The following is a 26,327-nucleotide window of genomic DNA, read 5'->3' on the forward strand; positions in this document are numbered from 1 at the left end:
TCCCGCAGCAGACATCCGACCGGCCGCGGCCGGTCGACGCGAACCGACGATCGAAAAGATGTTCGATCGAACCTGCGTGCGATTGTGTACCAAGAGTGCACCCCTTGGCGATACCCCGGGGCAAAAATTAACTCGAACAGGTGTTTGATCTCGGTCTTTGTCCCGTCTACTGTGGAAAGCGGGCCGACAAGCGCCCGCGAACCACGGCTCGAACGGACAGGAGGCAGCGGTGGCGACTCATGCGACCGGCTCGATCGAGGGCCAGCTTCACGACGTCAGCAGTTCTGCAGCCGATGTGCATTCGCTGCCCGAGCAGACCGGCGGGACCGAGCAGCTCAGCGAACGGCAACTCCGGGTGCTCGGTGCGATCCGGGAGTGGATGCGCGAGCACGGGTATCCGCCGAGCGTTCGGGAGATCGGAGACGCGGTGGGGCTCACCTCCACGTCCTCCGTCGCGTACCAGCTCCGGGTGCTGGAGCGGAAGGGATACCTGCGCCGGGACCCGCACCGGCCGCGCACGGTCGGCGTGCTCGTCGACGGGGCCGATCAGGACGGGCCCGATGTCCCCGGGCAGCAGCGCCCGGCCTACGTACCGCTGGTCGGCCGGATCGCCGCGGGCGGCCCGATCCTGGCGGAGGAGGCGATCGAGGACGTCTTCCCGCTGCCCAAGGAGATCGTCGGCGACGGGACGCTCTTCCTACTGCGCGTGGTCGGAGATTCGATGACCGATCTCGCCATCACCGATGGTGACTGGGTAGCCGTCCGCCAACAGCCTGACGCCGAGAACGGTGACGTGGTGGCCGCCATGATCGACGGTGAAGCCACCGTCAAGACGTTCAAGCGCACCGACGAGCACCTTTGGCTCATGCCGCACAACAGCGCTTACGAACCCATCCTGGGGGACAACGCCGAGGTCCTCGGCAAGGTCGTCGCCGTGCTGCGGCGCCTCTGACCCGGACCCCGTCTGATCCGGACCTATCGACGGGGACGACACCAGGTGCACCCGCGCAGTGCACCTGGCTCGGTCCAGCGCGCCACGTAGAAGCCCAGGGCGATCCAAGGCCCCCGGGCCCGGCCACAAGCCGCCCTACCCGAAGACCGCCGGTCCTGAAAACCGCCGGAAAGGCCGGGCCGGACCGGGGCCTGTTCCGGGAAGGCCGCCGCGTCCCGAGGTCAGCCCGCCGTGGCGAACTCGCTGAGCACACCGGCGAGATCCGACCGGACCTTGGCACGCACCCGCGTTCCCTCCGGCGTGTGCTCCTGTTCGAGCAGTTCACCTTCTGCGTGCACCCGGGACATGAGCTCGCCTCGGGTGTACGGCACCAGCGCGTCGACGAGCACATCAGGCTGCGGCAAGTACTGGGCCACCGCTTCGCGGAGTTCGGCGATGCCCGCCCCACTGCGCGCGGAAACGAACTGCGCCTCGGGCAGCAGATGACGCAGCTCGGCAAGCCTCGTGGCATCGATGTCGTCGATCTTGTTCACGACCAGCAGCTCGGGTGGCATCGAGTCCCCGTGCTGCTCACCGATCTCGCCGATCACCTCACGAACGGCCGTCACCTGCTCTTGCGGAGCAGCATCCGACCCGTCCACCACGTGCACCAGCAGATCGGCACCGCCCACCTCTTCGAGCGTGGAGCGGAACGCCTCCACCAGCTGGTGCGGCAGGTGCCGCACGAAACCGACGGTGTCGGTCAACGTGTACCCGCGGCCGTCGGGCGTGACCGCCTTGCGCGTCGTCGGATCCAGGGTGGCGAACAAGGCGTCCTCCACCAGTACTCCGGCCTCGGTCAGCGCGTTGAGCAGGCTCGACTTGCCCGCGTTGGTGTAGCCGGCGATCGCCACGCTCGGCACCCGGTTCGCGGCCCGGCGATCGCGCTTGGTGCTGCGCACGGTGCGCATGGCCGCCAGTTCCTTGCGCAGCTTGCTGATCCGCTTGTGCACGCTGCGCCGGTCGATCTCCAGCTTCGTCTCACCGGGACCGCGGGTTCCGACCCCGCCGTTGGCGCCGGCACGACCACCCGCCTGCCGGGACATCGCCTCACCCCAACCGCGCAAGCGCGGCAGGAAGTACTGCAGCTGGGCCAGCTCCACCTGGGCTTTGCCCTCCCGGGACCGGGCGTGCTGGGCGAAGATGTCCAGGATGAGCGCGGTGCGGTCGACGACCTTGACCTTGAGCCGCTCCTCCAGCTGGCGGAGCTGGCCGGGAGACAGTTCCCCGTCGCAGATCACCGTGTCGGCACCCGTCGCCGACACCACGTCGCGCAGCTCGCGCACCTTGCCCGAACCGACATAGGTGGCCGGGTCGGGGCGCTCCCGGCGCTGGATGACACCTTCCAGGACCTGCGAACCGGCGGTCTCGGCGAGCCGACCGAGCTCGGCCAACGACGCCTCGGCCTGCTCGGCATCCCCATCGGTCCACACCCCGACGAGCACGACGAGCTCCATGCGGAGCTGCCGGTACTCGACCTCGGTGATGTCGGCCAGCTCGGTGGACAGCCCCGCCACCCTGCGCAGTGAAGCGCGCTCGGCACGCTCCATCTCACCGGTGGAGGGACCTGCGGAAACGATGTCCTCGTCGACTGCGTCCAGTTCCGGATCGTAGTCGGCGGAGAAGGTCAGAGATTTCGCCATATCGGTTCCATTGTTCCACGGTCCGCCACCGGTTTTCACCTGAAGATCCTTCCGGCCGCGTGGATCACCGGGGCGGAACCGCTCAGCGCTGCTCCCACCAGTCGGCATCCAGGCGCCCGCGCGCGACCAGCTCAGCCGGACCGGTCAGCGTGGTGGTGTCCGCGCGGACCTGCACCCGCACCGTGCCGCCGGGCACCCGCACGACCTGCTCACCCGTGTCCTGCCCGGCGCTGCGCAACGCGGCCACCGCAGCCGCGACGGTCCCGGTGCCGCAGGAGCGCGTCTCCCCGACGCCCCGTTCGAACACGCGCATGTCGGCGCGATCCGCGCCGACCGGGCGCACGAACTCCACGTTCACCCCGTCGGGGAACAGCGCGGTGTCGTACGACGGGGCCGAGGTCAGGTCGAGCCCGGCGAGGTCGGCGTTGATCACGCAGGCGAGGTGCGGATTGCCCACGTCAACGGCCAGACCTTCGAAGGCCCGCCCGGAGCAGCTGGTGCTGCTGCGGCCGAACACCGAGGCCGGACCCATATCCACGGTCACCCCGCCGTCGCGGTGCGCGATCACCGGGCGGATGCCGGCCCGGGTACCGACCTGCAGTTCTCCCGGCTCGGCCCACCCGGCATCGAGCAGGTAACGCGCGAAGACGCGGACCCCGTTGCCGCACATCTCGGCGACCGAGCCGTCGGCGTTGAAGTAGTCCATGAACCAGGTGTCCGCGGGGATCCCGGCCGGTGCGTCCGGGACGGCACCGGCGCGCACGACGCGCAGCACCCCGTCGGCCCCGAGCCCGCGCTGCCGATCGCACAGCGCCCGCACCCGGTGCTCGGTGAGCTTCAGCCGACCGTCCGGATCGGGCAGCACGACGAAGTCGTTCTCGGTGCCGTGGCCCTTCGCGAACTCGGGCCCGTCGGTGGATCGCACGCCACCAGTCTACGATCCGGCGACCCGGCCGACCTGCAGTGTCCCGGCGACCTCCTCGGCGAGGTCAGGTCGGTCGGCGTCGAACCACACGATGCGCTCGTCGCGGCGGAACCACGAGCGCTGCCTGCGCACGAACCGCCTGGTCGCTTTGGCCGTCTCGGCGGCCGCGGCAGCCATGTCCCCGGACCCGTCCCGGGCGGCGAGCACCTGCTGGTAACCGAGCGCGCGGGCGGCGGTCCGGCCTTCCCGCAGGCCGGCGCGCTCCAGCCTGCGCACCTCGTCGACCAGGCCCTCGTCGAACATCCGGGTCACGCGCTGGTCCACGCGGTGGTCGAGCTGGGTGACCGGGCGGTCCACACCGATCTGCACCGCGTCGTAGCGAGCCGGGCCGGGCTCGGGCAGGTTCGCCGAGAACGGTTCCCCGGTCATCTCGATGACCTCCAGGGCCCGCACGATCCGCCGTCCGTTGCTGGGCAGGATCTTCGCTGCTGCGGCGGGATCCCGATCTGCCAGCTGCCGGTGCAGTTCCGCGGGGCCGACCTCGGCCAGCCGCCGCTCGAAGTCCGCGCGCAGCGCGGGGTCGGTGCCCGGGAAGCGCAGCTCGTCGAGCACCGCCTGCACGTAGAGCCCGGAACCGCCCACGAGCAGCGGTGTGCGCCCGCGGGCCAGCACGTCCTCGACGGCGCGCCGGGCATCGCGCTGGTAAGCGGCCACGGACGCGGTCTCGGTCACCTCCAGCACGTCGAGCAGGTGGTGCGGGACACCGTGCCGCTGCTCGGGCGGGAGCTTGGCGGTACCGATGTCCATCCCGCGGTACAGCTGCATGGCGTCGGCGTTGACCACCTCGCCGTCGAAGCGCGCCGCCAGGTCCAGGGCGAGGTCCGATTTCCCGGTCGCGGTGGGCCCGACCACCGCGATCAGACGTCCGAGGCTGCGCACACCCCGACCTTAGGAGCAGCTCCGGAGCCGGGACCGCGCGGGAGCGCCTCAGCTGCGGGCGGTCCAGACAGCGACGTGGTACGTGACGCCGAACGGACGGGCCGACAGCAGCAGCTCGGCGTCCCATCCGATGCCCGATGCCTGCAGCACGCCGGCGGCCACCTGCAGCGCGGCGCGGCCGGTCAGTCCCAGGTCCGCGGCCACGGACGGTTCCAGGTCCAGCAGGGTTCGCGCATCGGCGGTGGCCAGCGCGTCGCGGAGGCGCTCGTCGAAACCGGGCGCGCGCGGGTCCGGCGCGTGCGGGGAGCGCTCGTCGGCGCAGTTCGTACCGTCGGCCAGCACCAGCAACGCCGACGGATCGGCACCGGTCTCGCGGACCAGCCGCGCACCTTCATCCCGGCACCAGGCCACCGGGGTGTCCGCGGCGAGGAGTTCGGTGCGCACCGCCTGCGCCCCTCCCCGGCCGCGCAGCCATCCCGCCACCAGAGCAGGCAGCGGCAGGTCCGGTTCGACGTCCGCCGTGGACCCGTCGCGCAACGACACCGGCACGTCGACCCCGTAGCCGCCGAACGTGCCGCGGGTGTCCGGACCGAGCTCGCGGGGCCCAGAGGCGTCTGCCCCGATCGCCACCCACGAGTGGGCGACGTCGGTCAGACTGGAGGCGGCGGCGGTGCAGGCGTCGCGCAACCGGGCGGTGTCCGGGTCCGGCCGCACGGTCAGCTCGGGCACCAGCAGCGGCGGGTGCGGCACGACCGCGACTCGGGTGATCACACCTGTGCACGGTAGAGGTGTGCGGTCCGGAGCGGCGCAACGGGGAGGACGGGGTGCCGGCGAGCGGACGGTCTCGCACACCGCGTGCCCACGGTGGCTGCATCCGAACGGGTGACCTACGACAATGGGCTGCGCAGGTCACCGACCGCGGGTGCACGACCGGCGCCCCGGCGGGTGCAGGAACCCGCCGGAGTACCGGATCGCGCCGTGGCCTGTTTGAATGCGCCAGCGGAAGCCGGATCATGGAAGGGTCCGGGCGGACGCTTGCCGGGCCCCGCGAGGGCGGGGCGCCCGTGCGGGCACGGGCACTGGAGCGGGCACGCGAGGAGGAAGCCGGCCATGACTGACCAGGACACGACCCCCGGGTCCGCTGCGGACGGAGCAGCGGGGGGACCGACCGGTGGCGCCGGGCGCACCGGGGCCGCGCCGAACGTGCCGCACGCATCGCAGAACCCCGCCAAGTGGGGCCGGGTCGACGCGGACGGCACGGTGTACGTCAGCACGCCCGAGGGCGAACGCGCGGTGGGCTCCTGGCAGGCCGGGGACCCCGCCGAGGGCTTGGCGCTGTTCGCGCGCAAGTTCGACGACCTGCTCACCGAGGTGGAGCTGCTGGAAACCCGGCTGACGAACCGCTCCGGCGACCCCAAGCACGCGCTGTCCAATGCCCGGCACCTGCAGGAATCCCTCACCGAGGCGGCGGTCGTGGGCGACCTCGCCGCGCTGCGCACCCGGCTGGAGCACGTCGTCGCGCATGCCGAGCAGGCCGTCGACGACGCCAAGCAGGAGAAGGAGCAGGCCCGCAACCAGGCCGTCGCGCGCAAAGAAGCACTGGCCGCGGAAGCCGAGGAGATCGCCGCCGAGGCCACGCACTGGAAGAACGCGGGCGACCGGCTGCGCGAGATGCTCGCCGAGTGGAAGAAGATCCGCGGGGTCGACCGCAAGACCGACGAGCAGCTGTGGCGGCGGTTCTCCAAGGCCCGCGACGCGTTCAGCCGGCGCCGCGGTTCGCACTTCGCCGAGTTGGACCGCGAGCGCGCCGCGGCCAAGACCCGCAAGCAGGAACTCGTGGAGCAGGCCGAGGCGCTGACCGAATCGACCGACTGGGGGGAGACCGCGGCGCGCTACAAGGAACTCATGGCCGAGTGGAAAGCCGCGGGCCGCGCGCCCAAGGACAGCGACGAAGCCCTCTGGCAGCAGTTCCGAGCCGCGCAGGACCGGTTCTTCAGCCGCAGGTCGGAGGCGTTCTCCGAGCGCGATGCGGAGTTCGCCGCCAACGCCAAGCTCAAGGAGGAGCTGCTGACCGAGGCCGAGCAGATCGAGCCGGCAGGCGATCTGCAGGCCGCCCAGTCGCACCTGCACCGCATCCAGCAGCGCTGGGACGAGATCGGCAAGGTCCCGCGCGAGCGGATGCGGGAGCTGGAGGGGCGGCTGCGCGCGGTGGCCGACCGGGTGCGCCAGGCCGCCGACACCCAGTGGCGACGCACGGACCCGGAAGCCCAGGCGCGGGTCGACCAGTTCCGCGAGCGGGTGCAGCAGTTCGAGTCCCAGGCCGAGAAGGCCCGGGCGGCCGGTGACCGGCGCCGGGCGGAGCAGGCCGAGCAGCAGGCGCAGCAGTGGCGGGAGTGGCTCACCGCGGCCGAACAGGCCATCGCCGACCGGTGAGCGTCAGCCGTGCCCGCACCACGAGCCGCGGGCACGGCCCCCGCGACCGATCAGGACTTCCTGCGGCCAGGCGGTCAGGACTGCGACCAGGCGGTGCGGATCCACTGCACGGTGAGCACCAGCATGCAGGCCACCGCGAGCAGCAGGCCGACCCCCGGACCGGCCGCTTCGTGGGTCTGCCGGGACCAGATCGCGATGAGGCCCTCGAAGGTGACCACGCCACCGGGCAGCGCGGCCAGGAACGCCAGCACCCAGCGCCGGGTGACCAGCGCGAGCGTGGAAACCCCGATGCCCACGATGGTGGCGTTGATCGCGAACAGGTGCGGCAGCAGCCCCACCTCCAGCGCCGGATCGGCCTGGCCGGTCAGCACCTGCCAGCCCGCAGCGTCGCCGACCCACGGCAGCAGCGCGGACACGACCAGCACCAACATCGCCGCGGCGATGACCAGGGCCCGCTTGCCCGGGTCGACCCGGCGCAGTCCTTCGCGCTCACTGCTGGTCAACGGCCTGCGCGCCGGTACGGCCTCGGACATCGACGTCTCCTGTTCGGGGTGGTGGCCATCGCTGCGGGGCGTCAACACGCACATCCCTGCTCGGCGGCGGGCTGCGGCGCGGGGGCGCCGACCGAGGGCAGCCCGAGGCTGACCCCGGACGTCTTCGGCCGGGCACCGATCTCCCAGCGGTCGCCCGCCGCGGTACGCCGGTGCGCGTGCACCTCGGCGTCGGCGACGAGGTGGTGCGGGGCCCCGCGGGTCACGGTCGTGCGCACGATGTCGCCCGGGCGGATTTCGCCGTCCACCGCACCGGACGGGGTGAAGTGCACCAGCCTGCCGTCCCGGGCGCGGCCGCTGAGCCGGTGCGTCTCGGTGTCCTTGCGACCTTCGCCCTCGGCGACCAGCAGCTCGACCTCGGTGCCCACCAGCGCCCGGTTCTCCTCGGCGGAGATCTGGTTCTGCAGCTCGACCAGCCGCTCGTAGCGCTGCTGCACGACCTCCTTGGGCAGCTGGTCCGGCAGCTCGGCGGCCGGGGTCCCGGTGCGCTTGGAGTACTGGAAGGTGAAGGCGCTGGCGAACCGCGCCTGCCGGACGACCTCCAGCGTCTGCTCGAAGTCCTCTTCGGTCTCACCCGGGAAGCCGACGATGATGTCGGTGGTGATCGCGGCGTGCGGCATGGCCCGGCGCACGTCGTCGACGATGCCCAGGAACCGCTCCGAGCGGTAGGAGCGGCGCATGGCCTTGAGCACCCGGTCGGACCCGGATTGCAGCGGCATGTGCAGCTGCGGGCACACGTTCGGTGTGTCGGCCATCGCCTCGATGACGTCGGCGGTGAAGTCGCGCGGGTGCGGGGAGGTGAAGCGCACCCGCTCCAGTCCGGCCACCTCGCCGCAGGAACGCAGCAGTTTGCCGAAGGCGTAGCGATCGCCGAATTCGACGCCGTAGGCGTTCACGTTCTGCCCGAGCAGCGTCACCTCCAGCACGCCCTCGGTCACCAGCGCCTCGACCTCGGACAGGACCTCGCCCGGACGGCGGTCCTTCTCCTTGCCGCGCAGCGAGGGCACGATGCAGAAGGTGCAGGTGTTGTTGCAGCCCACCGAGACCGATACCCAGCCCGAGTAGGCGGATTCGCGCCGGGCGGGCAGCGTGGACGGGAAGACCTCCAACGACTCGGCGATCTCCACCTCGGCTTCCTGGTTGTGCCGCGCGCGTTCGAGCAGCGTCGGCAGCGAGCCGAGGTTGTGCGTGCCGAAGACGACGTCCACCCACGGCGCCTTCTGCACGATCGTGTCCCGGTCCTTCTGCGCCAGGCAGCCGCCCACCGCGATCTGCATGTCCGGATTGCGCGTCTTGGACGGGCGCATGTGGCCGAGCGTGCCGTACAGCCGGTTGTCGGCGTTCTCGCGCACCGCGCAGGTGTTGAACACGACCACGTCGGCCTCGTCGCCGTCCGCGCGGACGTACCCGGCCTCTTCCAGCATTCCGGCCAGCCGCTCGGAATCGTGCACGTTCATCTGGCAGCCGTAGGTGCGGACTTGGAAGGATCGCGGGGAACTCGCCTCGGGCATGCCTACAGCTTAATCGTGCTGGTCACGAACAAGGCAGCGCCCCGCACCGCGGCCGCCGGCGGGAACGGCCGCCCACCGTGACCACCCGCGCCTCCCTGTCGGGTGAGTGCGCCCGGTGACCGAGCGGTCCGGTTCCGGAGTGTAACCGAGTTGCAACGCGCTCCTGCCCGGATCGTCTGGACTAACCCCGGCAGGCCGCTTAGGTTTCGGCCAACAACCGTGTCCGCGCTCAGGAGGACCCATGGCCGCAGGTTCCACGGACGCACCGATGATTCGGATGCGCGGGGTGGACAAGCACTTCGGGCCGGTGCACGTCCTGCGGGACATCGATCTCGAAGTGCCCGCCGGCCAGGTCGTCGTCGTGCTCGGACCGTCCGGCTCCGGCAAATCCACCCTCTGCCGGGCCATCAACCGCCTCGAACCGATCGACACCGGCAGCATCGAGGTCGACGGGGTGCCGCTGCCCGAAGAAGGGCGCGGGCTGGCCCAGCTGCGGGCCGATGTCGGCATGGTGTTCCAGCAGTTCAACCTGTTCGCGCACAAGACCGTGCTGGACAACGTCACGCTCGGGCCGGTCAAGGTGCGCAAGCTGGCGAGCGCCGAAGCCCGGGAGCAGGCCTTGCAACTGCTGGACCGGGTGGGCATCCGCGACCAGGCCGACAAGTACCCGGCGCAGTTGTCCGGCGGTCAGCAGCAGCGCGCCGCGATCGCCCGTGCGCTGGCGATGAAGCCCAAGGTGATGCTGTTCGACGAGCCGACCTCGGCCCTGGACCCGGAGATGGTCAGCGAAGTCCTGGACACCATGGCGGGCCTGGCGGAAGAAGGCATGACGATGCTCGTGGTGACCCACGAGATGGGCTTCGCCCGCCGAGCAGCGCACCGGGTGCTGTTCATGTCCGACGGCGAGGTGGCCGAGGACACCAGTCCGGACGCCTTCTTCAGCGAACCGTCCAGCGATCGGGCCAAGGATTTCCTCGCCAAGATCCTCACCCACTGACGACTGTTCTGGAGGGACGTGCATGGCGGTGCGGGCAACGGAACCTCGGACGCCGTGCGGAGAGGGCGGGCGGATGCGAGGCAGCAGACTGCGGGCAGGTGCCCTCCTGGCGGTATCCCTGGCGCTGGTCCTGACCGGCTGCGGCCGCGAGGGCAGCCCCACCGAGGCGCCGCCGCGGCTCGCGCACGAGGTGGCGCGCGACGTCAGCGTCCCCGGATCGCCGACGTTCCAGCGGATCCAGGAACGCGGCCGGGTCGTCGTCGGCGTCAAGGAGGACCAGCCCGGGCTCGGGCTGCGCGATCCGGTCACCGATGAGTACTCCGGGTTCGACGTGGAAGTCGCCCGGCTGATCGCCGCGCAGCTGGGCATGGACCCGGACACCCGCATCGAGTACCGCCCGGTCCCCAGCACCGCGCGGGAGCAGGCCATCTCCACCGGGGAAGTCGACTACTACGTCGGGTCCTACACGATCAGCGACAAGCGCAAGGAGCAGGTCAGCTTCGCCGGCCCGTACTTCATGGCGGGCCAGGACCTGCTGGTGCGCCCGGACGAGCACGGCATCACCGGCAAGGACTCGTTGCAGGGCCGGACCGTGTGCTCGGCGACCGGATCGACGCCGATCCAGAACGTCAAGGAAGAGCAGCTCACCGACCCCGGGAACATCGTGGAGTTCCAGCGGTACTCGGAGTGCGTGCAGCAACTGCTGGACCACCAGGTCGATGCGGTCACCACCGACGACGCGATCTTGAAGGGCTACGCGGCCGAAGAACCCGACAAGCTGCGAGTCGTGGGCAGCACGTTTTCCGAGGAGCCCTACGGGGTCGGCCTGGCCAAGGACGACGCCGCGCTGCGGAGCGCGATCAACGACATCATCGAGCACGCCGAAGCCGACGGCGAGTGGCAGCGCATGTACGACGCCACGCTCGGCAAGTCCGGCACGCCGGCCCGACCACCCGCGGTCGAACGCTACTGATCCGACGAAGCGGTCCGGACACGACTCCGGACCACCGGTTCCTGGGAGACCTCGTTGATCGACACCCTGGTTGAGTACGGAGACGTCCTCGCCGCGGGCTTCTGGACGACCATCCAGCTGTTCCTGCTCTCGGCGGTGGGCGCGCTGATCCTCGGCACGATCCTGGCCACGATGCGCGTCAGCCCGATCCCGGCGCTGCGCGCCGTCGGCACCGGATACGTGACGCTGCTGCGCAACACCCCGCTGACGCTGGTCTTCTTCTTCTTCGTGTTCGCCTACCCGAAGCTGGACCTGATCCGGTTCCCGTTCTTCACCGCCGCGGTCGTGGCGCTGACCGTCTACACCGCGGCGTTCGTCTGCGAAGTGCTGCGGGCCGGGATCAACACGGTGCCGATCGGCCAGGCCGAGGCCGCCCGATCCGTGGGGCTCGGCTTCGGGCAGGCGCTGGTGCACGTGATCCTGCCGCAGTCCTTCCGCTCGGTGGTGCCGCCGCTGGTCAGCACGCTCATCGCGCTGCTGAAGAACACCACGGTCGCCGCCGGGTTCAGCGTCAGCGAAGTGGGCTCGGTGATCCCGCTGCTCAACGAGCAGGGCGAGCCGACGCTGAACGCGTTCGTGTGGATCGCGGTCGGCTTCCTCGTGCTGGTGATCCCGCTGACCCTGGTCCAACGCAGTTTCGAGAAGCGCTGGAGCGTGGCCCGATGAGCACTGTCCTGTTCGACACCCCCGGACCCCGCGCCCGCGCCCGCAACCGGCTGATCGGCGTGATCAGCGCGGCCGCGGTCGTGCTCGCGCTCGGGTTCGTGGTGCTGCGCTTCTACCAGGCCGGGCAGTTCGACGCCGGCATCTGGGAATGGATCCTGTACAAGGAAATCCAGCTGCAGCTGCTCGGCGCGCTGTGGAACACGGTGCGCGCGTTCCTGTCCGGGGCGGTGCTGGCGCTGGTCTTCGGCGCGGTCTTCGCGCTGGGCAGGCTGTCCGACCACGCCTGGGTGCGGGTCCCGTGCGGGCTGATCGTGGAGCTGTTCCGGGCGATCCCGCTGGTCATCATGATCTTCTTCCTCTACTACGCGGCTCCGACGCTGGGGCTCGACTTCGGCCAGTACTGGTCGGTGGTGCTCGGGCTGACGCTGTACAACGGCTCGGTGCTGGCGGAGGTGTTCCGCTCCGGAGTCTCGGCGCTGCCGAAGGGCCAGGCCGAAGCGGCCTACTCGGTCGGGATGCGCAAGAGCCAGGTCATGGGGCACGTGGTGCTGCCGCAGTCGGTGCGGATGATGCTGCCCGCGATCGTCAGCCAACTCGTGGTGCTGCTCAAGGACAGCGCGCTGGGCTTCCTGATCACGTACCAGGAGCTGCTGTACTACGCGCGCTACCTGGGTAGTTTCGCCTCGCTGGACCGGCCGATCATCCCGGTGGCCATGGTGGTGGCCGCCATCTACATCGTGATGTGCTTGCTGCTGGCCTGGCTGGCGCGCTACCTGGAGCGGCGCAACCGCCGCGCGCGCAAGACCAGCCGGCTGGCGCCCGCCCGGCCCGCCGAACCGGCGCCCGGGGACTGATCCCCGGGCGCGGCCCCGGTCGCTCGGTCAGCGGCCGGGGGGCCGTTCGGCGTCGGCGATGCGCATCATGCCCGCGATGCCCGCGAGGTAGGCGGTTCCGTCCGGGCCCAGGTAGATGGGCGCGTAGTGGTTGTTCCACTGCAGGCCGGTCCCGGTCAGCGTGCGGTTGACCGTTTCCCCGGTGTGCAGGTCGATGGCCGTGAAGTACCAGGCGGGCACGCCACGCCGGTCCGGCGGCTTGCTGTACACGTAGAGCAGGCCCGATTCCAACGAGGCCTTCGGCACCGAGCTCGGCGCCACCTCGTCGTTGCGCCAGGCCGTGGAGCACTCCCCGCCCGCGATGTCGACCTTCTCGATGCCCGGCTCGGTGGAGGCACCGAGCATGGTGGCCTGCGGACCGGTGTAGCCGTAGTTGTTCTCCACGATGACCGAATTCCCCGCCGCGACCAGGGTGTTCTCCGTGGCGCTGGCGCCGGGCTGCAGCACTTCCCGCCCGCAGACGAACTCCCCGCTGCTGCGCCGGTAGACCAGGACCCGCATCCGCGGCTCGGCGTTGTCGGTGATCGCTACGAGGTCATCGCCCAACAGGGTGGGGGTGGTGCCCGAACCTTGGGACAACTGCCCGGGTTTGGTGCGCGTGCCACGGTCGTAGGCCTGCCGCCAGGTGATCACCGGCGCGCCGTCCGGACCGCTGTCGAACCGGTAGTTGGCGTGGTCGGAGACGACGAAGACGCCGCCGGTCTCGTCGACCGCGAACGAGTTGGCGATGCGTTCCCCGGGCAGGTTCGCGGTGCGGATCGCCCCGGACTCGCGGTCCAGGGTGCCCACCACGCCCTCGCCGGTGACGAACCACACGGTGCCCGACCAGTCCGGCATGAGCGCCACGAGGCAGTCCTGCCCACCGATCTGCCCGTTGAGGTCGTAGCTGCGCTGCTCGGAGAACCCGCCGCCCGGCTGCTGCCCGAGCACCTCGATCCGGCGGTCGGTGGTGGCCACGACGGCCCGGTCGGCCTCGTCCAGGTAGAAGTAGGCGCCGCCGCACAGGTCGGTCAGCGGGGATTGGCCGGGACGCACCTCGGGGCGCGGCAGATCGTGCACCGCCAGCACGTCCAGCGTGTCCGGGTCGATCAGTTTGAGCTGGCGGTCGGCGAGCCCACCGCAGAGCGCGACGATCCGGCCTGCGCGGTCGAAAGTCTGCGTGGCGCACTCCTGCACGCCGTAGGTCGCGGTGGTCACCTGCGGATCGCGTCCGAGCGGTCCCCGCGTCTCGTAGGCGTCGGTGGAGTAGGCGTCGTTGTGCATGTTGCTGCTGCCGTTGGGCGCCATGAACGGATGGCGCGGCACGTCGAACCCCTGCACCGGGTCCGGCTGCGCGGGCCGGCCGGTGTAGTCCGGCACCAGCGGATCACCCGGACCGGGCGGGATCGGGACTGCCAGGGCCGCGGGTGCTGCGAGCAGGAGGGACAACGCCGCGGCGGTGGCGACGAGCGGGCGTGCGGATTTCAGCATCGGCGGCCTCCCCGACCGGTGGACCCGAACCGGGACCACCCCGGATCGGCACGGGCCACATCACCGACCCGCGCACCGGGGGTCAACCGGCCCTCCCGGACCGTGGGAAAGCGTTGCGCCAAGCGGACTTCCGGTTACCGCCAACTGCCGCTGTCAGCGCGGTCGGACCTCGATCCCGCGCCCGGCGAGCGTCCCGTCGTAGATGCGCTGCCAGGTGCCATCGGCGACCGACTCGTCGAACATGCGCTCCAGCTCGGCGACTAGCGCGGCATCGTCGGCGGTGACCACGGCGAAACGGGGTTCGCCCGCCACCGCGTAGGGCCCGGCCTCGGCCAGCGCGGACGAGTCCGCCGACCCGCCCAACAGCAGGTCCACGTTCCCGCTCGTCACGGCATTGGTCAGCAGCGAGGGCGGGAGTCTGCGGAACTGGACCTGCTGCGGGCCGAGTCCCATCCGCTCCGCGAGATCGCGGGCGATCTCCACGTCGAACCCGCTGTAGTCACCGCCGGGACCACGCTGCGCGAATTCCTCGGCATCGTTGCGCACGCCCACCAGCAGCCTGCCGCGCTCCTGGACCTGCTGGATGGCCGGTGAGGAATCGAACTCCACCGAATCATCCGGCACGACACCGGCATCGGGATTCGGCGAGGGAGCCGAACGCCCCGGCGCGGGCGGATTCGGCGCGGCCCCACCGGGATCCGGGTCTTCCTGCGCAGCACAACCCGCCGACACCGCGACCGCGATCAGTCCTGCGACCAGTCCGCGAAACCGCACGGTCCCCTCCTTCTCCCGACGCTCGCCACGACCCGGACATGATCGCGCACCGGCCGACAGGCCCGGCAGCGGAGGCACTGATCCCTTGATCGGTTTTGAAACGCGGGCTTAACCCATTAGTGTGGCTGCCATCACCGGGCGCCAGCGTTGCCGCCGCATCATCCGAGCTTCCCGGAGGCAGTTCATGGCGCCGCCCACCACCGACGCCGTCGTGCAGGTCACCGAGCGGATCGCGGCCCGCAGCGCCGCCACCCGCGCCGCGTACCTGGACCGCATCAGAACGGCATCCGCAGCGGACCGGCCCGCGCGCACCGAACTCCCGTGCAGCAACCTCGCGCACGGCTTCGCGGCCTGCAGCGGCACGGACCGCACCGCGGTGCGCGGGGCGAGCAAGCCCGGCGTCGCGATCGTGTCCGCCTACAACGACATGCTCTCCGCCCACCAGCCCCTCGACGAATTCCCGGCGTGGATCAAGGACTCGGTGCGCGAGGCCGGTGGGGTGGCCCAGTTCGCCGGCGGCGTGCCCGCCATGTGCGACGGCATCACCCAGGGCCGGCCGGGGATGGAACTGTCCCTGTTTTCCCGCGACGTGATCGCGATGGCCACCGGTGTGGCGCTGTCGCACGAGATGTTCGACGGAGCGCTGCTACTCGGCGTCTGCGACAAGATCGTCCCCGGGCTGCTGATCGGCGGTCTCGCGTTCGGGCACCTGCCGACCGCGCTCGTGCCGGCCGGGCCGATGCCCTCCGGGTTGCCCAACGCCGAGAAGAGCCGCATCCGCCAGCTCTTCGCCGAGGGCAAGGCGACCCGCGACGACCTGCTGGACGCCGAGGCCGCGTCCTACCACTCGCCCGGCACCTGCACGTTCTACGGCACCGCCAACTCCAATCAGCTGGTGGTCGAGGTGATGGGTCTGCACCTGCCCGGATCGAGCTTCGTGCAACCGGGGACCCCGCTGCGCAAAGCGCTGACCGAGGAGGCGTCCCGGCGCGTCGTGCGCACCGCCGACGGGGAGGCCTGCGCTCCGCTCGGCGAGATCATCGACGAGCGCGCGATCGTCAACGCGGTGGTCGCCCTGTTGGCCACCGGTGGCTCCACCAACCACACGCTGCACCTGGTGGCGATCGCGGCCGCCGCCGGAATCGAGCTCACCTGGGACGATTTCGCGGACCTGTCCGCGGTGGTGCCGTCGCTGGCCCGCGTTTACCCGAACGGCTCGGCGGACATCAACCACTTCGCTGCGGCGGGTGGCGTTCCCACGCTCGTCGGCCAGCTGCTCGATGCCGGACTGCTGCATCCCGACGTGCAGACCGTCGCCGGACCGGGCCTGGACCGCTACCGGCAGCAGCCGTTCCTGGAGGACGGCCGGCTGGTGTGGCGCGACGCCCCCGAACGCAGCCTGGACCGCGATGTGCTGCGCGATCTCGACGAGCCGTTCGCCCCGGACGGTGGTTTGCGGGTGCTGGACGGCAACCTCGGCCGCGCGGTGCTCAAGGTGTCCGCGGTGCGCCCGGAGCACCGGACGGTGACCGCCCCGGCCCGGGTCTTCGACGACCAGGACGAGTTCACGGCGGCGTTCCGCGCAGGCGAGCTGGACCACGACGTGGTCGTGGTGGTGCGCAACCAGGGGCCGCAGGCCAACGGCATGCCCGAACTGCACGCGCTGACCCCGGCATTGGGCGTGCTCCAGGACCGCGGGAACCAGGTCGCCCTGGTCACCGACGGCCGGATGTCCGGCGCCTCGGGCAAGATCCCGGCGGCCATCCAGCTCACCCCGGAAGCCAGCGCCGGCGGGCCGCTGTCCCGGGTGCGCGACGGGGACGTGCTCCGGCTCGACGCCGAACGCGGGGCGCTGGAGGTGCTGGTCCCGGAGGAGGAGCTGCACGCCCGGCACCCGGCCGCTGCCGCACCGGCCGCGCAGTTCGGCACCGGTCGCGAGCTGTTCACCGCGTTCCGGCAGGCTTCCGGCCGGGCCGATCGCGGGGCGAGCGTGTTCGCACCTCCGCAGGCGCGATCCACCGATGTGACCGCATGACCGAGCACGAACCGAAGGAGAACCGCGCTGTGCAGACCGCTGCCGAGGTGCTCGACCTGTCCCCCGTGATCCCGGTCGTCGCGCTCGACGACGCCGAGCAGGCGGTTCCGCTGGCCCGTGCGCTGCGGGACGGCGGGATCCGCACCATCGAGATCACGCTGCGCACTCCCGCCGGGCTGCCCGCGATCGAACGCGTGGCGGCCGAAGTGCCCGGCATCGTGCCCGGCGCCGGAACCATCACCGAACCCGGGCAGGCCGAGCTCGCCGCACGAGCAGGGGCGCACTACCTGGTCACCCCGGGCACCACCGACCGGTTGCTGGACGATGTCGAAGCGAGCGGGCTGCCGTACCTGGCCGGGGCCAGCACGGTGTCCGAAGCCATGCGGCTGGCCGAACGCGGGGCGACGGCGATGAAGTTCTTCCCGGCCGAGCCCAGCGGCGGTACCGCCTACCTGAAGGCGATCGCCGGGCCGCTGCCGGAGTTGCGCTTCTGCCCGACCGGCGGGATCAGCCCGGACAACGCGCCCGACTACCTGGCGCTGCCCGGGGTCCGCTGCGTGGGCGGCTCCTGGTTGAGCCCGCCGGACTTGCTGGCCGCGGGCGAGTGGACCCGGATCGCGGAACTGGCCGCCGAGGCCGCCGCCCTCGGCTGACGCATCGCGGCGCCCCGGCCCCGCTTCCGAGCGGTTGCTCGCGTGCGGCGCGCTGACCGGCGTGGTTCAGCACCGGTCGCGTGCGCCGCACGGGCCGGGTGCTTCACGAGCGGTGCCGGGTCGGCCGCCTCCGCTGCGGCACGCAACCGCCCCGGCCGTGCAGGGCAGTTCCTAGCCGGTCCTGGCGACGTCGAGGGCTTCGGCCACCGAACCGACCACTGGAAACCCGCTGTCCCGCAGTGATTCGGCGGCCATCACGCCGGTGGACACCAGCACGCATTCCGCGCCGGCCCGCTGCGCGGCCACCGCGTCGTCCAGCACGTCGCCGATCAGCACCACCTCGCGCGGATCGAGTTCTTGCTGGGCAAGGTGGTGTCGGAGGTGCTCGGCCTTGGATCCCCCACCGATCTCCTGCCGCAGGCCGTCGACGCGGTCGAAAAGCTCGTGCAGACCCATCTCGGCGACCAGCGGGACGAGTTCATCGTGGAACCACATGGACAGCAGGGACTGGCTGCCGCCGGCGTCGGCCCATCCCCGCAGGGCGGTCGGCACACCGTCGGCCAGACCACAGGTGTGCAGCAGGTCGCGGTAGGCCCGGTGGTAGAGCAGGTCGATGCGAGCCCAGTCCTGGTCGCTGAGGCTGCGCCGCAGCAGGCGTTCGTAGCACTGGTGCAGCGGCCTGCTGAACACCGAGCGCCACTCCTGCAGGTCGACCTGCTCGCGGTCGAACTCGGCGCACACGGCGTTGACCGCGGCCACGACCGCGTGGTTGTCGTCGAGCAGGGTTCCGTTCCAGTCCCAGACGACGTGCCTGGTCCGTGTTCCGACCTGCGTTCCCGGCAGCACGACTCCACCCCTCGTGATCGGTCCGACTCCGCGCAACAGCCTACCCCGGTGCGGAAACCCGGCCGGTCACTCGGTTTCGTCGCTCTCCAGCTCCTCGCGGACCACGCGGAAGGCCATCGCTTCGGAATACCCCTTGCGGGCCAGCATGCCCACCAGCCGCCGGGTCACGGCCGTCGGATCGGCCGCGCTCATGCTCCGCAGCTTGCGCTGCACCAGCTCGCGGGCTCGCTCGACTTCCAGATCATCGTCCACATCGGACAGAGCTGCCGCGATGTGCTGCTCCGCAACGCCTTTGCGGCGCAATTCGTACCCGAGCGCCTTGCGGCCGAGCCCGCGGCTGCGCTGCCGCGAGCGGACCCATTCGACGGCGAACGCGGCATCGTCGATCAGGCCCGCATCCCGGAACCTGCGCAACATGTCGTCGGCGACGTCCTCCGGAACCTCCTTGCGCAGCAACGCTTCCCGCAACTCCGCATTGCTGCGCGCCCGGCTGGCCAGCAACCGGTACACCGTGTCCCGGGCGAGCTGTTCCGGTGTGACCTCCTGGGTAGCGCGGTTCGCCCCACCGGCGACGGAGCGCCCACCCCCGGAAGCACCGTCGAGGTCACCACCGTCCGGGTCAGCGCCGGCACGCGGTGTCTGCACGTCGATGCCCTCTCCGGGCTCCTCGTGCTGCGCTCCGGTGACCAATGCCGCCCTTTCCCACGAACTCATCCCTGCGACCGCCGCCCGGAACCCGTACGACGCACCGGCACGTACACGGCCGTCCAGCACGCACCGACCGGAACACGTTCCGCGCCGCGGCCGGCGATCCTCCAACCGGTGCGGCTCGGCGACCGCACCGGCGACCGATCAGAAGTCGACCGAGGCCGGTTCGGCGCTGTCCGAGTCCGCGGTCGCGCCGATCCCCAACTTCTCCTTGATCTTCTTCTCGATCTCGTTGGCGATGTCCGGGTTATCCAGCAGGAACTTGCGCGCGTTCTCCTTGCCCTGCCCGAGCTGATCGCCCTCGTAGGTGTACCAAGCACCCGACTTGCGGATGATGCCCTGCTCAACGCCCATGTCGATCAGCGAGCCCTCGCGGCTGATGCCGACGCCGTAGAGGATGTCGAACTCGGCCTGCTTGAACGGCGGCGCCACCTTGTTCTTGACGACCTTGACCCGCGTGCGGTTGCCGACCGCGTCCGAGCCGTCCTTGAGGGTCTCGATGCGCCGCACGTCCAGCCGCACCGAGGAGTAGAACTTCAGCGCCTTACCGCCGGTGGTGGTCTCCGGGGACCCGAACATCACCCCGACCTTCTCGCGGAGCTGGTTGATGAAGATCGCCGTGGTCTTCGCGTTGTACAGGGCCGAGGTCAGCTTGCGCAGTGCCTGGCTCATCAGCCGCGCCTGCAGCCCGACGTGGCTGTCACCCATCTCGCCCTCGATCTCGGCGCGCGGCACCAGGGCGGCGACCGAGTCGATGACGATCGCATCGAGCGCACCGGAGCGGATCAACATGTCCGCGATCTCCAGCGCCTGCTCCCCGGTGTCCGGCTGGGACACCAGCAGCGAATCGGTGTCCACACCGATGGTCTTGGCGTAATCGGGGTCCAGCGCGTGCTCGGCGTCGATGAACGCCGCGGTGCCGCCGAGCTTCTGCGCATTGGCCACCGCGTGCAGGGCCACCGAGGTCTTCCCGCTGCTCTCCGGACCGTAGACCTCCACGATCCGACCCCGCGGCAGACCGCCGATCCCCAGCGCCACGTCCAGCGAGATCGAGCCGGTCGGCACGACCTCGATCGGGGCGCGGGTCTCCTCGCCGAGCCGCATCACCGATCCCTTGCCGTACTGCTTGTCGATCTGGGCCAGCGCCAGCTCCAGCGCCTTGCCCTTGTCCGGTGTCGCTGCTGCCATCGGGGTCCACCTCGGTCACGAATCGAGCTTCGTCGGAGCTTCCGACGCTACGGGCGGGGACCGACAGTCCATGCGCGGGGTGGTCATACGTGGACGCTCGATCCCGGTTGCAGCACCCATCGTAGACGAACGGATGTTCGACCCCCTGGCCGACACGCCAGCCCCATCACCCGTCCGGACTGCGGTGCGATCAGCCGAACCGGGGAGGACACTCGACCCGGTCGGAGTCGGCATCGCGCACCCGGGAGGTGCCGATCATGCGCATGGACCGATACCTGCCCCCGGATCACCCGCTGAGCAGGTTCTACCGGATCGGGGCCGCCCTGTTCGGGGCGTGCCTGGTGGTCTTCGGCGTGCTGGGGCTGACGAACGAAGTCCCGCTGTTCACTACCCGGGGCATCGACATCCTGGGACTGTCCAGCAACGGGCTGCTCGCGGTGATCTCGGTCGTGGTCGGCGCGGTCCTGGTCGCCGCGGCCGCGTGGGGCGGGCCGGTGGCCTCCTCCACCACCGCGGTGATCGGCGGGCTGTTCGTGCTGTCCGGCCTGGTCAACCTGGTGCTGCTGAACACGCCCTGGAACCTGCTGGCCTTCCGGATGCAGAACGTGTTGTTCAGCCTCATCGCCGGCCTGGTGCTGCTGTTCGTCGGCCTGTACGGGCGGCTCAGCGGCGGCCTTCCCGAGGACAACCCGTACGTGCGGTACCGCCACCACGAACCGCCTGCCGAGGAGGACCCCGAGCACTTCCGCGCCGAGCGCCGGCGCATGGCCGAGCTGGGGCCGCTGTGCGAGGCGGAGATCGCCGTGGCCGAGGGGCATCCGACCCCCGAGCAGGAGCGCGAAGTGCGCACCGCGGCCTGGCGCACCCGCCAGGAGGAGCGCAAGCGGGCCTACGAGCACTACCGCAGCGCCGGGACGACCCCGGAGCAGCGGGTCAGCGCGCAGAACCCGTGGGCGGACTACGAGGTGCACCGCCAGTCCGGACAATCGCACTAGCTACCGCGCGGCCGTCTTCGCGCCAACGGCACGCGGCCGCCGCTGCGCTAACGGCGCGCGGCCGGGACCTCGAAGGTCTCGCACACCGCCTTCCACACGTCCCGCGGCGCGACCCCGGCCTCCAGGGCCTCGTCCACGGTGCGCCCGTCCAGCGCGGAGAAGACGTGGTCCTGGGCGAGCATGTCGGCTCGGACCCGGCCGAACTCCTCGGCCATCCGGGTGCGGAAGGCGGTGTAGCGCATCGTCACCAGGATAGAGACCGCCGACCGCGACGGGCCTCGGGCCGGTGCGCGGGACGACAATCCCGGCCGGGCGCCCGTAGGCTCGCGGTGTGCTCGTGCTGCTGCAATCCGATCCGACCGGACTGACCACCCCGTTCGGCAGGCTCGTCATGGCCGCCGGCCTGCTCGTGGTGATCGCGCTCGCGATCCGCTTCCTCTGGGACCACCGCAACAAGCGCTGAGCACCACCGCGGTTCCTGTGCGCTGTCGGGGCCCTGGTCCAGCATGGGGACGTGGACGATGTGCTGGATGTCTTCTCGGCGCCGACCGCGGAGTGGTTCCGCGGGGCGTTCGCCGGCCCCACCAACGCCCAGCGAGGCGCCTGGGAGGCGATCACCGCAGGTGAGCATGCCCTGGTGGTGGCGCCGACCGGATCGGGCAAGACGCTGGCCGCGTTCCTGGCCGCCCTCGACTCGCTGGCCGGCGAAGGGCCTCCCGCGGACAAGCAGCGGCGCTGCCGGGTGCTCTACGTCTCGCCGATGAAGGCGCTGGCCGTGGACGTGGAGCGCAACCTGCGCGCACCCCTGGCGGGGATCCGGCAGGCCGCGCAGCGCGGCGGGCTGGAACCGCCGGACATCCGGGTCGGCAGCCGGACCGGGGACACCCCGGCCGACCAGCGCCGTTCGTTCGCCCGCACCCCGCCGGACGTGCTGGTGACCACCCCGGAATCGTTGTTCCTGCTGCTGACCTCGGCCGCCCGGGAGTCGCTGCGCGGGGTGGAAACGGTGATCGTGGACGAGGTGCACGCGATGGCGGGCACCAAACGCGGAGCGCACCTCGCGGTATCGCTGGAGCGGCTGGACGCCATGCTCGCCCGCCCCGCCCAACGCATCGGCCTGTCCGCCACCGTCCGCCCGGTGCAGGAGGTGCAGACGTTCCTGGCCGGCGGCCGACCGGTGCGCCTGGTCCAGCCCGAGCACCCCAAGGAGGTCCAGGTCCGGGTGGAGGTCCCGGTTCCCGACCTCACCGAGCTCGGCGGGTCCGAGCCGACCGGGGACGAGGATTCCGCCCCGCAGCCCTCGATCTGGCCCGCGGTGCAGGAACGCATCCTGCAGCTGGTCCGCGAGCACCGCTCGACCATCGTGTTCAGCAACTCGCGTCGGCTCGCCGAGCGGATCACCGCCGGGATCAACGAGCTGGCCGCCGAAGACCCCGAACCGATGATCACCTTCCCGGCCGCAGCGCCCGGCGGCTCCGGCATCACCACCGGCGCACCGCCCGTCGTCGCGCGGGCGCACCACGGCTCGATGTCCAAGGAGCAACGCGCGGGAGTCGAGGAGGAGCTCAAGTCCGGGGTGCTGCCCTGCGTGGTCGCCACGTCCTCGCTGGAGCTGGGCATCGACATGGGGGCGGTGGACCTGGTGGTCCAGGTGGAAACCCCGCCGAGCGTGGCGTCCGGGCTGCAGCGGATCGGCCGCGGCGGGCACCAGGTCGGCGCCGCCTCGCACGGTGTGGTGTTCCCGAAATACCGCGGTGACCTGGTCGGCTGCGCGGTGGTGGCCGAGCGGATGGCCGCCGGGCTCATCGAATCGATCGCCTTCCCGCGCAACCCGCTGGACGTGCTCGCCCAGCAGATCGTGTCGATGGTGGCGATGGACACCTGGGACGTGCCCGGTCTGGCCGCGCTGCTGCGCCGCGCGGCGCCGTTCGCGGGTCTGCCGGACTCGGCGCTGCACGCGGTGCTGGACATGCTGGCCGGGCGCTACCCGAGCGAGGAGTTCGGCGAGCTGCGGGCGCGGATCGTCTGGGACCGGGTCAACGACGAGCTGCGCGCGCGGCCCGGTGCGCAGCGGCTGGCGGTCACCTCCGGCGGAACCATCCCGGACCGCGGCCTGTTCGCGGTGACCACGCCCGGCGAGGAGGTCGCGGGCAAGGGCGGGGTGCGCGTCGGCGAGCTCGACGAGGAGATGGTGTACGAGTCCCGGGTGGGCGACACGTTTCTGCTGGGCACCTCGGCATGGCGAGTGGAGGAGATCACGCACGACCGGGTCGTGGTGGTGCCCGCTCCCGGCCAGCCCGCGCGGATGCCGTTCTGGAAGGGCGATTCGCCCGGCAGGCCCCTGGAGCTGGGGCGGGCGCTGGGCGCGTTCGTCCGCGAGATCACCAGCGCCGACGGTTCCGCGGCGCGGGACCGCATCGGCGCGGCCGGGCTGGACCAGTGGGCGCAGGACAACCTGCTCGCCTACCTGGACGAGCAGCAGCAGTCCACCCGGCACGTGCCCGACGACCGCACCGTCGTCGTGGAGCGCTTCCGCGACGAGCTGGGCGATTGGCGGATGGTGGTGCACTCGCCGTTCGGCGGGAAGGTCAACGGGCCGTGGTCGCTGGCCGTGGCGGCCCGGATCCGCGAACGCCGCGGGGTGGAGCCGCAGGTCGCATCCTCCGACGACGGCATCGTGCTGCGGCTGGCCGATGCGCTGGACGAGTCCGGCACCGAGGTGCTACCCACCGCCGAGGACGTGCTGCTGCCCCCGGACGAGGTGCAGCAGCTGGTCACCGACGAGGTCGGCGGTTCGGCGCTGTTCGCGGCCCGGTTCCGCGAGTGCGCGGGTCGGGCGCTGCTGCTGCCCCGCCGCGATCCCGGCAAGCGCACCCCGCTGTGGCAGCAGCGGCAGCGCGCCGCCCAGCTGCTGGCGGTGGCCGCGCAGTACGAACAGTTCCCGATCGTGCTGGAGGCGATGCGCGAATGCCTGCAGGACGTCTACGACCTGCCGGGGCTCACCGAACTCATGTCGCAGGTGGCTTCGCGGCAGGTCCGGGTGGTGGAGGTCGAGACGCAGACGCCGTCGCCGTTCGCGCGCAGCCTGCTGTTCGGCTACATCGGGATGTTCCTGTACGAGACGGACGCTCCGCTGGCCGAGCGGCGTTCCGCCGCGCTGAGCCTGGATTCCACGCTGCTGGCCGAGCTCCTGGGCTCCGAGGCGCTGCGCGAGCTGCTGGACCCGGACGTGGTGACCGAGGTCGAGCAGCAGCTGCAGCGGCTGACCGACGACCGGCGGGCGCACGACGTGGAGTCCACAGCGGACCTGCTGTCCTTCCTCGGCGATCTGTCCACATCGGAGGCGGACGAACGCGGGGCGCGGACCGAGTGGCTGGCCGAGCTGGAAGCGCAACGCCGGGTGCTGCGGGTGCGCATCGCCGGGGACGAGCGGTGGCTCCCGATCGAGGACGCGGGCAAGGTGCGCGATGCGCTCGGCGTCGCGCTGCCGGTGGGTGTGCCGGAAGCCTTCACCGAGCCCGTCCCGGATCCGCTGGGCGAGCTGCTGGTGCGCTACGCGCGCTGCCGCGGGCCGTTCACCGCCGAGTCTGCGGCGCACAGGTTCGGTCTCGGCGTGGCGGTGGTGCATGCCGTGCTGGACCGGATGACCGGCAGCGGACGCCTGGTGCACGGCGAACTGCGCCCGATCGACGCCGGTGGCGGCGGGGCGCTGGAGTACTGCGACGCCGAGGTGCTGCGCCGGTTGCGCCGTGCCTCGCTGGCGCGGCTGCGCGCCGAGGTCGAACCGGTGGAGCAGTCGGCGCTGGCGCGGTTCCTGCCCGCCTGGCACGGAGTCGGCGCCGCTCGGCGCGGGTCGCCGAACGTCGACGACGTCTACGCGGTGGTCGAGCAGCTGGCCGGCGTACCGGTTCCGGCCAGCGCGCTGGAGTCGCTGATCCTGCCCGCCCGGCTGCCCGGCTACTCCCCCGCGCTGCTCGATGAGCTGACCGCGGGCGGCGAGATCGTCTGGGCCGGTTCGGGCTCGCTGTCCGGCGGGGACGGCTGGATCGCGCTGGCGCCGGCCGACGTGGCCGACCTGCTGCTGCCGGATCCGCCCGAGGAGACCGGTACCGAGACACCGCTGCACCGCGCGCTGCTGGAAGCGCTGACCGGTGGCGCGCTGTTCTTCCGGCAGCTCGCCGACCGGGCCGGGGAATCGCTGCTGACCGCCGGGGAGAGCGCGCCCGCCGACGACGCGGTGACCACGGCGCTGTGGGATCTGGTGTGGGCCGGGGCGGTCACCAACGACACGCTGGCCCCGCTGCGGGCGCTGGTCGCCGGGCGCGGTGCGGCACACAAACCTCGGCGCAGCGCTCCCCGAGGTCGGTACGCGCGGCTGCGCTCGGGCAGACCGCAGCTGCCCGGCCGCAGCGGACCGCCGACCGCGTCCGGGCGCTGGTCGCTGCTGCCGGAGCAGTCCGCCAGCGGCACCAAGCGCGCGCACGCCCGGGCCGAGGCGTTCCTGGAGCGGCACGGGGTGCTCACCCGCGGCGCGCTGGACGTGGAGCGGGTCGCCGGGGGGTTCTCCGCGATCTACAAGGTGCTGCGCGCGATGGAGGAGTCCGGGCGCTGCCGCCGCGGATACGTGGTGGAGGGCCTGGGCGCCGCGCAGTTCGCCGTGTCCGGGGCGATCGACCGGGTGCGCGCGGTGTCCCGCACCGCCCGCCCGGACGAGCAGGTGTCCGCGGAGGCCGTGGTGCTGGCCGCCGCCGATCCTGCGCAGCCCTACGGTGCCGCGCTGGACTGGCCCGCGGTGATGGGCGACACGCGGCACCGGCCCGGCCGCAAGGCGGGTGCGCTGGTGGTGCTGGTGTCCGGGGAGGCGGTGTTCTACCTGGAGCGCGGCGGCAAATCGCTGCTGTCGTTCACCGGGGATGAGGACGCGCTGCGCACCGGGGCCGAGGGCCTGGCCCGCGCGGTGCGGGACGGCTGGCTGGAGCAGCTGGTGGTGCAGCGCACCGACGGGGAGGGTGCGTGGGGCTCGCACCTGGCCGAGGTGCTCACCGCGGCCGGGTTCCGCGCGACGCCGAAGGGGCTGCGGCTGCGCGGGTGACTCCG

23 protein-coding genes are annotated in these 26,327 nt (G+C 71.6%); 11 read left to right on the forward strand and 12 right to left on the reverse strand.

Features of this window, described 5'->3' with window-relative positions; translation table 11 throughout:
• Nucleotides 1–229 precede the first annotated feature (229 nt).
• Nucleotides 230–952: a transcriptional repressor LexA gene (gene lexA, locus IQ251_RS01405; RefSeq protein ID WP_193926542.1), complete on the forward strand. Its 723-nt coding sequence runs from the start codon at nt 230–232 to the stop codon at nt 950–952.
• Between the two features lie 221 nt (nt 953–1,173).
• On the opposite strand, the gene hflX is transcribed toward lexA, so the two are convergent.
• From hflX to IQ251_RS01425, 4 genes are all read right to left on the reverse strand, one after another.
• A complete protein-coding gene (hflX, locus tag IQ251_RS01410) occupies nt 1,174–2,634 on the reverse strand; it encodes a GTPase HflX (protein ID WP_193926543.1) in 1,461 nt (486 codons plus the stop codon).
• Nucleotides 2,635–2,716: 82 nt separating this feature from the next.
• A complete protein-coding gene (gene dapF, locus IQ251_RS01415; RefSeq protein WP_193926544.1) occupies nt 2,717–3,559 on the reverse strand; it encodes a diaminopimelate epimerase in 843 nt (280 codons plus the stop codon).
• Nucleotides 3,560–3,568: 9 nt separating this feature from the next.
• Entirely contained in the window at nt 3,569–4,498 is a 930-nt protein-coding gene (gene miaA / locus IQ251_RS01420) for a tRNA (adenosine(37)-N6)-dimethylallyltransferase MiaA (RefSeq protein ID WP_193926545.1), read from the reverse strand.
• A gap of 48 nt (nt 4,499–4,546) precedes the next feature.
• A complete protein-coding gene (locus IQ251_RS01425) occupies nt 4,547–5,269 on the reverse strand; it encodes a class III extradiol ring-cleavage dioxygenase family protein (RefSeq protein WP_193926546.1) in 723 nt (240 codons plus the stop codon).
• Nucleotides 5,270–5,608: 339 nt separating this feature from the next.
• Here IQ251_RS01425 and IQ251_RS01430 point away from each other — a divergent pair, with 339 nt between their 5' ends.
• On the forward strand, nt 5,609–6,931 hold the full coding sequence (locus IQ251_RS01430; protein WP_193926547.1) for a DUF349 domain-containing protein: 1,323 nt from the start codon (nt 5,609–5,611) through the stop codon (nt 6,929–6,931).
• A 74-nt stretch (nt 6,932–7,005) separates the two neighbouring features.
• On the opposite strand, the gene IQ251_RS01435 is transcribed toward IQ251_RS01430, so the two are convergent.
• Both IQ251_RS01435 and miaB read right to left on the reverse strand, forming a co-directional pair.
• The gene (locus IQ251_RS01435) at nt 7,006–7,464 is read right to left on the reverse strand and encodes an Rv2732c family membrane protein (protein ID WP_193926548.1); all 459 of its coding nucleotides are present in this window, start codon (nt 7,462–7,464) and stop codon (nt 7,006–7,008) included.
• Between the two features lie 41 nt (nt 7,465–7,505).
• A complete protein-coding gene (gene miaB / locus IQ251_RS01440) occupies nt 7,506–8,993 on the reverse strand; it encodes a tRNA (N6-isopentenyl adenosine(37)-C2)-methylthiotransferase MiaB (RefSeq protein ID WP_193926549.1) in 1,488 nt (495 codons plus the stop codon).
• 268 nt (nt 8,994–9,261) lie between these two features.
• Between miaB and IQ251_RS01445 the strand changes: the two genes are divergently transcribed.
• The 4 genes from IQ251_RS01445 (at nt 9,262) to IQ251_RS01460 (ending at nt 12,522) form a co-directional block, all read left to right on the forward strand.
• Entirely contained in the window at nt 9,262–9,990 is a 729-nt protein-coding gene (locus IQ251_RS01445; RefSeq protein WP_193926595.1) for an amino acid ABC transporter ATP-binding protein, read from the forward strand.
• A gap of 73 nt (nt 9,991–10,063) precedes the next feature.
• Nucleotides 10,064–10,963, forward strand: coding sequence for a glutamate ABC transporter substrate-binding protein (locus IQ251_RS01450; RefSeq protein WP_193926550.1), 900 nt, complete (start codon nt 10,064–10,066; stop codon nt 10,961–10,963).
• 57 nt (nt 10,964–11,020) lie between these two features.
• Nucleotides 11,021–11,668, forward strand: a complete 648-nt coding sequence (locus IQ251_RS01455; protein WP_193926596.1) for an amino acid ABC transporter permease — start codon at nt 11,021–11,023, stop codon at nt 11,666–11,668.
• Nucleotides 11,665–12,522, forward strand: coding sequence for an amino acid ABC transporter permease (locus IQ251_RS01460; RefSeq protein ID WP_193926551.1), 858 nt, complete (start codon nt 11,665–11,667; stop codon nt 12,520–12,522). The genes IQ251_RS01455 and IQ251_RS01460 overlap by 4 nt, the downstream gene beginning before the upstream one ends.
• Nucleotides 12,523–12,549: 27 nt before the next feature.
• Here the strand turns inward: IQ251_RS01460 and IQ251_RS01465 are convergent, their stop codons facing one another.
• On the reverse strand, nt 12,550–14,031 hold the full coding sequence (locus tag IQ251_RS01465) for a PQQ-like beta-propeller repeat protein (RefSeq protein WP_193926552.1): 1,482 nt from the start codon (nt 14,029–14,031) through the stop codon (nt 12,550–12,552).
• Between the two features lie 153 nt (nt 14,032–14,184).
• Nucleotides 14,185–14,805 (reverse strand): transporter substrate-binding domain-containing protein, encoded by a 621-nt coding sequence (locus IQ251_RS20170; RefSeq protein WP_193926553.1) that lies wholly within the window; start codon nt 14,803–14,805, stop codon nt 14,185–14,187.
• Nucleotides 14,806–14,989: 184 nt separating this feature from the next.
• Here IQ251_RS20170 and edd point away from each other — a divergent pair, with 184 nt between their 5' ends.
• A complete protein-coding gene (edd, locus tag IQ251_RS01475; protein WP_193926554.1) occupies nt 14,990–16,840 on the forward strand; it encodes a phosphogluconate dehydratase in 1,851 nt (616 codons plus the stop codon).
• Nucleotides 16,837–17,493, forward strand: a complete 657-nt coding sequence (gene eda / locus IQ251_RS01480; protein ID WP_193926555.1) for a bifunctional 4-hydroxy-2-oxoglutarate aldolase/2-dehydro-3-deoxy-phosphogluconate aldolase — start codon at nt 16,837–16,839, stop codon at nt 17,491–17,493. Before edd ends, eda begins: the two co-directional genes overlap by 4 nt.
• A 171-nt stretch (nt 17,494–17,664) precedes the next feature.
• On the opposite strand, the gene IQ251_RS01485 is transcribed toward eda, so the two are convergent.
• The 3 genes from IQ251_RS01485 to recA form a co-directional block, all read right to left on the reverse strand.
• Complete coding sequence (locus IQ251_RS01485) at nt 17,665–18,339, reverse strand: HAD family hydrolase (protein WP_370591134.1); 675 nt, start codon at nt 18,337–18,339, stop codon at nt 17,665–17,667.
• A 66-nt stretch (nt 18,340–18,405) separates the two neighbouring features.
• Nucleotides 18,406–19,053, reverse strand: a complete 648-nt coding sequence (locus tag IQ251_RS01490) for a regulatory protein RecX (protein WP_193926556.1) — start codon at nt 19,051–19,053, stop codon at nt 18,406–18,408.
• A gap of 138 nt (nt 19,054–19,191) precedes the next feature.
• Complete coding sequence (gene recA / locus IQ251_RS01495; RefSeq protein WP_193926557.1) at nt 19,192–20,235, reverse strand: recombinase RecA; 1,044 nt, start codon at nt 20,233–20,235, stop codon at nt 19,192–19,194.
• A gap of 257 nt (nt 20,236–20,492) precedes the next feature.
• Between recA and IQ251_RS01500 the strand changes: the two genes are divergently transcribed.
• Complete coding sequence (locus tag IQ251_RS01500; RefSeq protein WP_193926558.1) at nt 20,493–21,230, forward strand: DUF4383 domain-containing protein; 738 nt, start codon at nt 20,493–20,495, stop codon at nt 21,228–21,230.
• 47 nt (nt 21,231–21,277) lie between these two features.
• On the opposite strand, the gene IQ251_RS01505 is transcribed toward IQ251_RS01500, so the two are convergent.
• Nucleotides 21,278–21,472 (reverse strand): DUF3046 domain-containing protein, encoded by a 195-nt coding sequence (locus tag IQ251_RS01505; protein ID WP_193926559.1) that lies wholly within the window; start codon nt 21,470–21,472, stop codon nt 21,278–21,280.
• An 89-nt stretch (nt 21,473–21,561) separates the two neighbouring features.
• On the opposite strand from IQ251_RS01505, the gene IQ251_RS19935 reads away from it, so the two are divergent.
• On the forward strand, nt 21,562–21,693 hold the full coding sequence (locus tag IQ251_RS19935) for a hypothetical protein (RefSeq protein WP_255526536.1): 132 nt from the start codon (nt 21,562–21,564) through the stop codon (nt 21,691–21,693).
• A gap of 51 nt (nt 21,694–21,744) precedes the next feature.
• Nucleotides 21,745–26,322 carry an ATP-dependent helicase gene (locus tag IQ251_RS01510; protein ID WP_193926560.1) on the forward strand — a complete coding sequence of 1,526 codons (4,578 nt, stop codon included), beginning with the start codon at nt 21,745–21,747 and terminating at the stop codon, nt 26,320–26,322.
• The last annotated feature ends 5 nt before the right edge of the window (nt 26,323–26,327 follow it).

Origin of the sequence: Saccharopolyspora montiporae, from assembly GCF_015209505.1 — a bacterium.
GTDB classification, from domain to species: Bacteria; Actinomycetota; Actinomycetes; order Mycobacteriales; family Pseudonocardiaceae; genus Saccharopolyspora; species Saccharopolyspora montiporae.

Excerpts from the sequence above, each read along its gene's own strand:
- hflX (WP_193926543.1), bottom strand. The coding sequence starts at position 2,634 with ATGGCGAAATCTCTGACCTTCTCCGCCGACTACGATCCGGAACTGGAC.
- IQ251_RS01435 (WP_193926548.1), bottom strand. The coding sequence starts at position 7,464 with ATGTCCGAGGCCGTACCGGCGCGCAGGCCGTTGACCAGCAGTGAGCGC.
- IQ251_RS01500 (WP_193926558.1), top strand. The coding sequence starts at position 20,493 with ATGCGCATGGACCGATACCTGCCCCCGGATCACCCGCTGAGCAGGTTC.
- IQ251_RS01505 (WP_193926559.1), bottom strand. The coding sequence starts at position 21,472 with ATGCGCTACACCGCCTTCCGCACCCGGATGGCCGAGGAGTTCGGCCGG.
- IQ251_RS01445 (WP_193926595.1), top strand. The coding sequence starts at position 9,262 with ATGATTCGGATGCGCGGGGTGGACAAGCACTTCGGGCCGGTGCACGTC.
- IQ251_RS01430 (WP_193926547.1), top strand. The coding sequence starts at position 5,609 with ATGACTGACCAGGACACGACCCCCGGGTCCGCTGCGGACGGAGCAGCG.
- miaB (WP_193926549.1), bottom strand. The coding sequence starts at position 8,993 with ATGCCCGAGGCGAGTTCCCCGCGATCCTTCCAAGTCCGCACCTACGGC.
- IQ251_RS01490 (WP_193926556.1), bottom strand. The coding sequence starts at position 19,053 with ATGAGTTCGTGGGAAAGGGCGGCATTGGTCACCGGAGCGCAGCACGAG.
- recA (WP_193926557.1), bottom strand. The coding sequence starts at position 20,235 with ATGGCAGCAGCGACACCGGACAAGGGCAAGGCGCTGGAGCTGGCGCTG.
- eda (WP_193926555.1), top strand. The coding sequence starts at position 16,837 with ATGACCGAGCACGAACCGAAGGAGAACCGCGCTGTGCAGACCGCTGCC.
- IQ251_RS01460 (WP_193926551.1), top strand. The coding sequence starts at position 11,665 with ATGAGCACTGTCCTGTTCGACACCCCCGGACCCCGCGCCCGCGCCCGC.
- edd (WP_193926554.1), top strand. The coding sequence starts at position 14,990 with ATGGCGCCGCCCACCACCGACGCCGTCGTGCAGGTCACCGAGCGGATC.
- IQ251_RS01450 (WP_193926550.1), top strand. The coding sequence starts at position 10,064 with ATGCGAGGCAGCAGACTGCGGGCAGGTGCCCTCCTGGCGGTATCCCTG.
- IQ251_RS01465 (WP_193926552.1), bottom strand. The coding sequence starts at position 14,031 with ATGCTGAAATCCGCACGCCCGCTCGTCGCCACCGCCGCGGCGTTGTCC.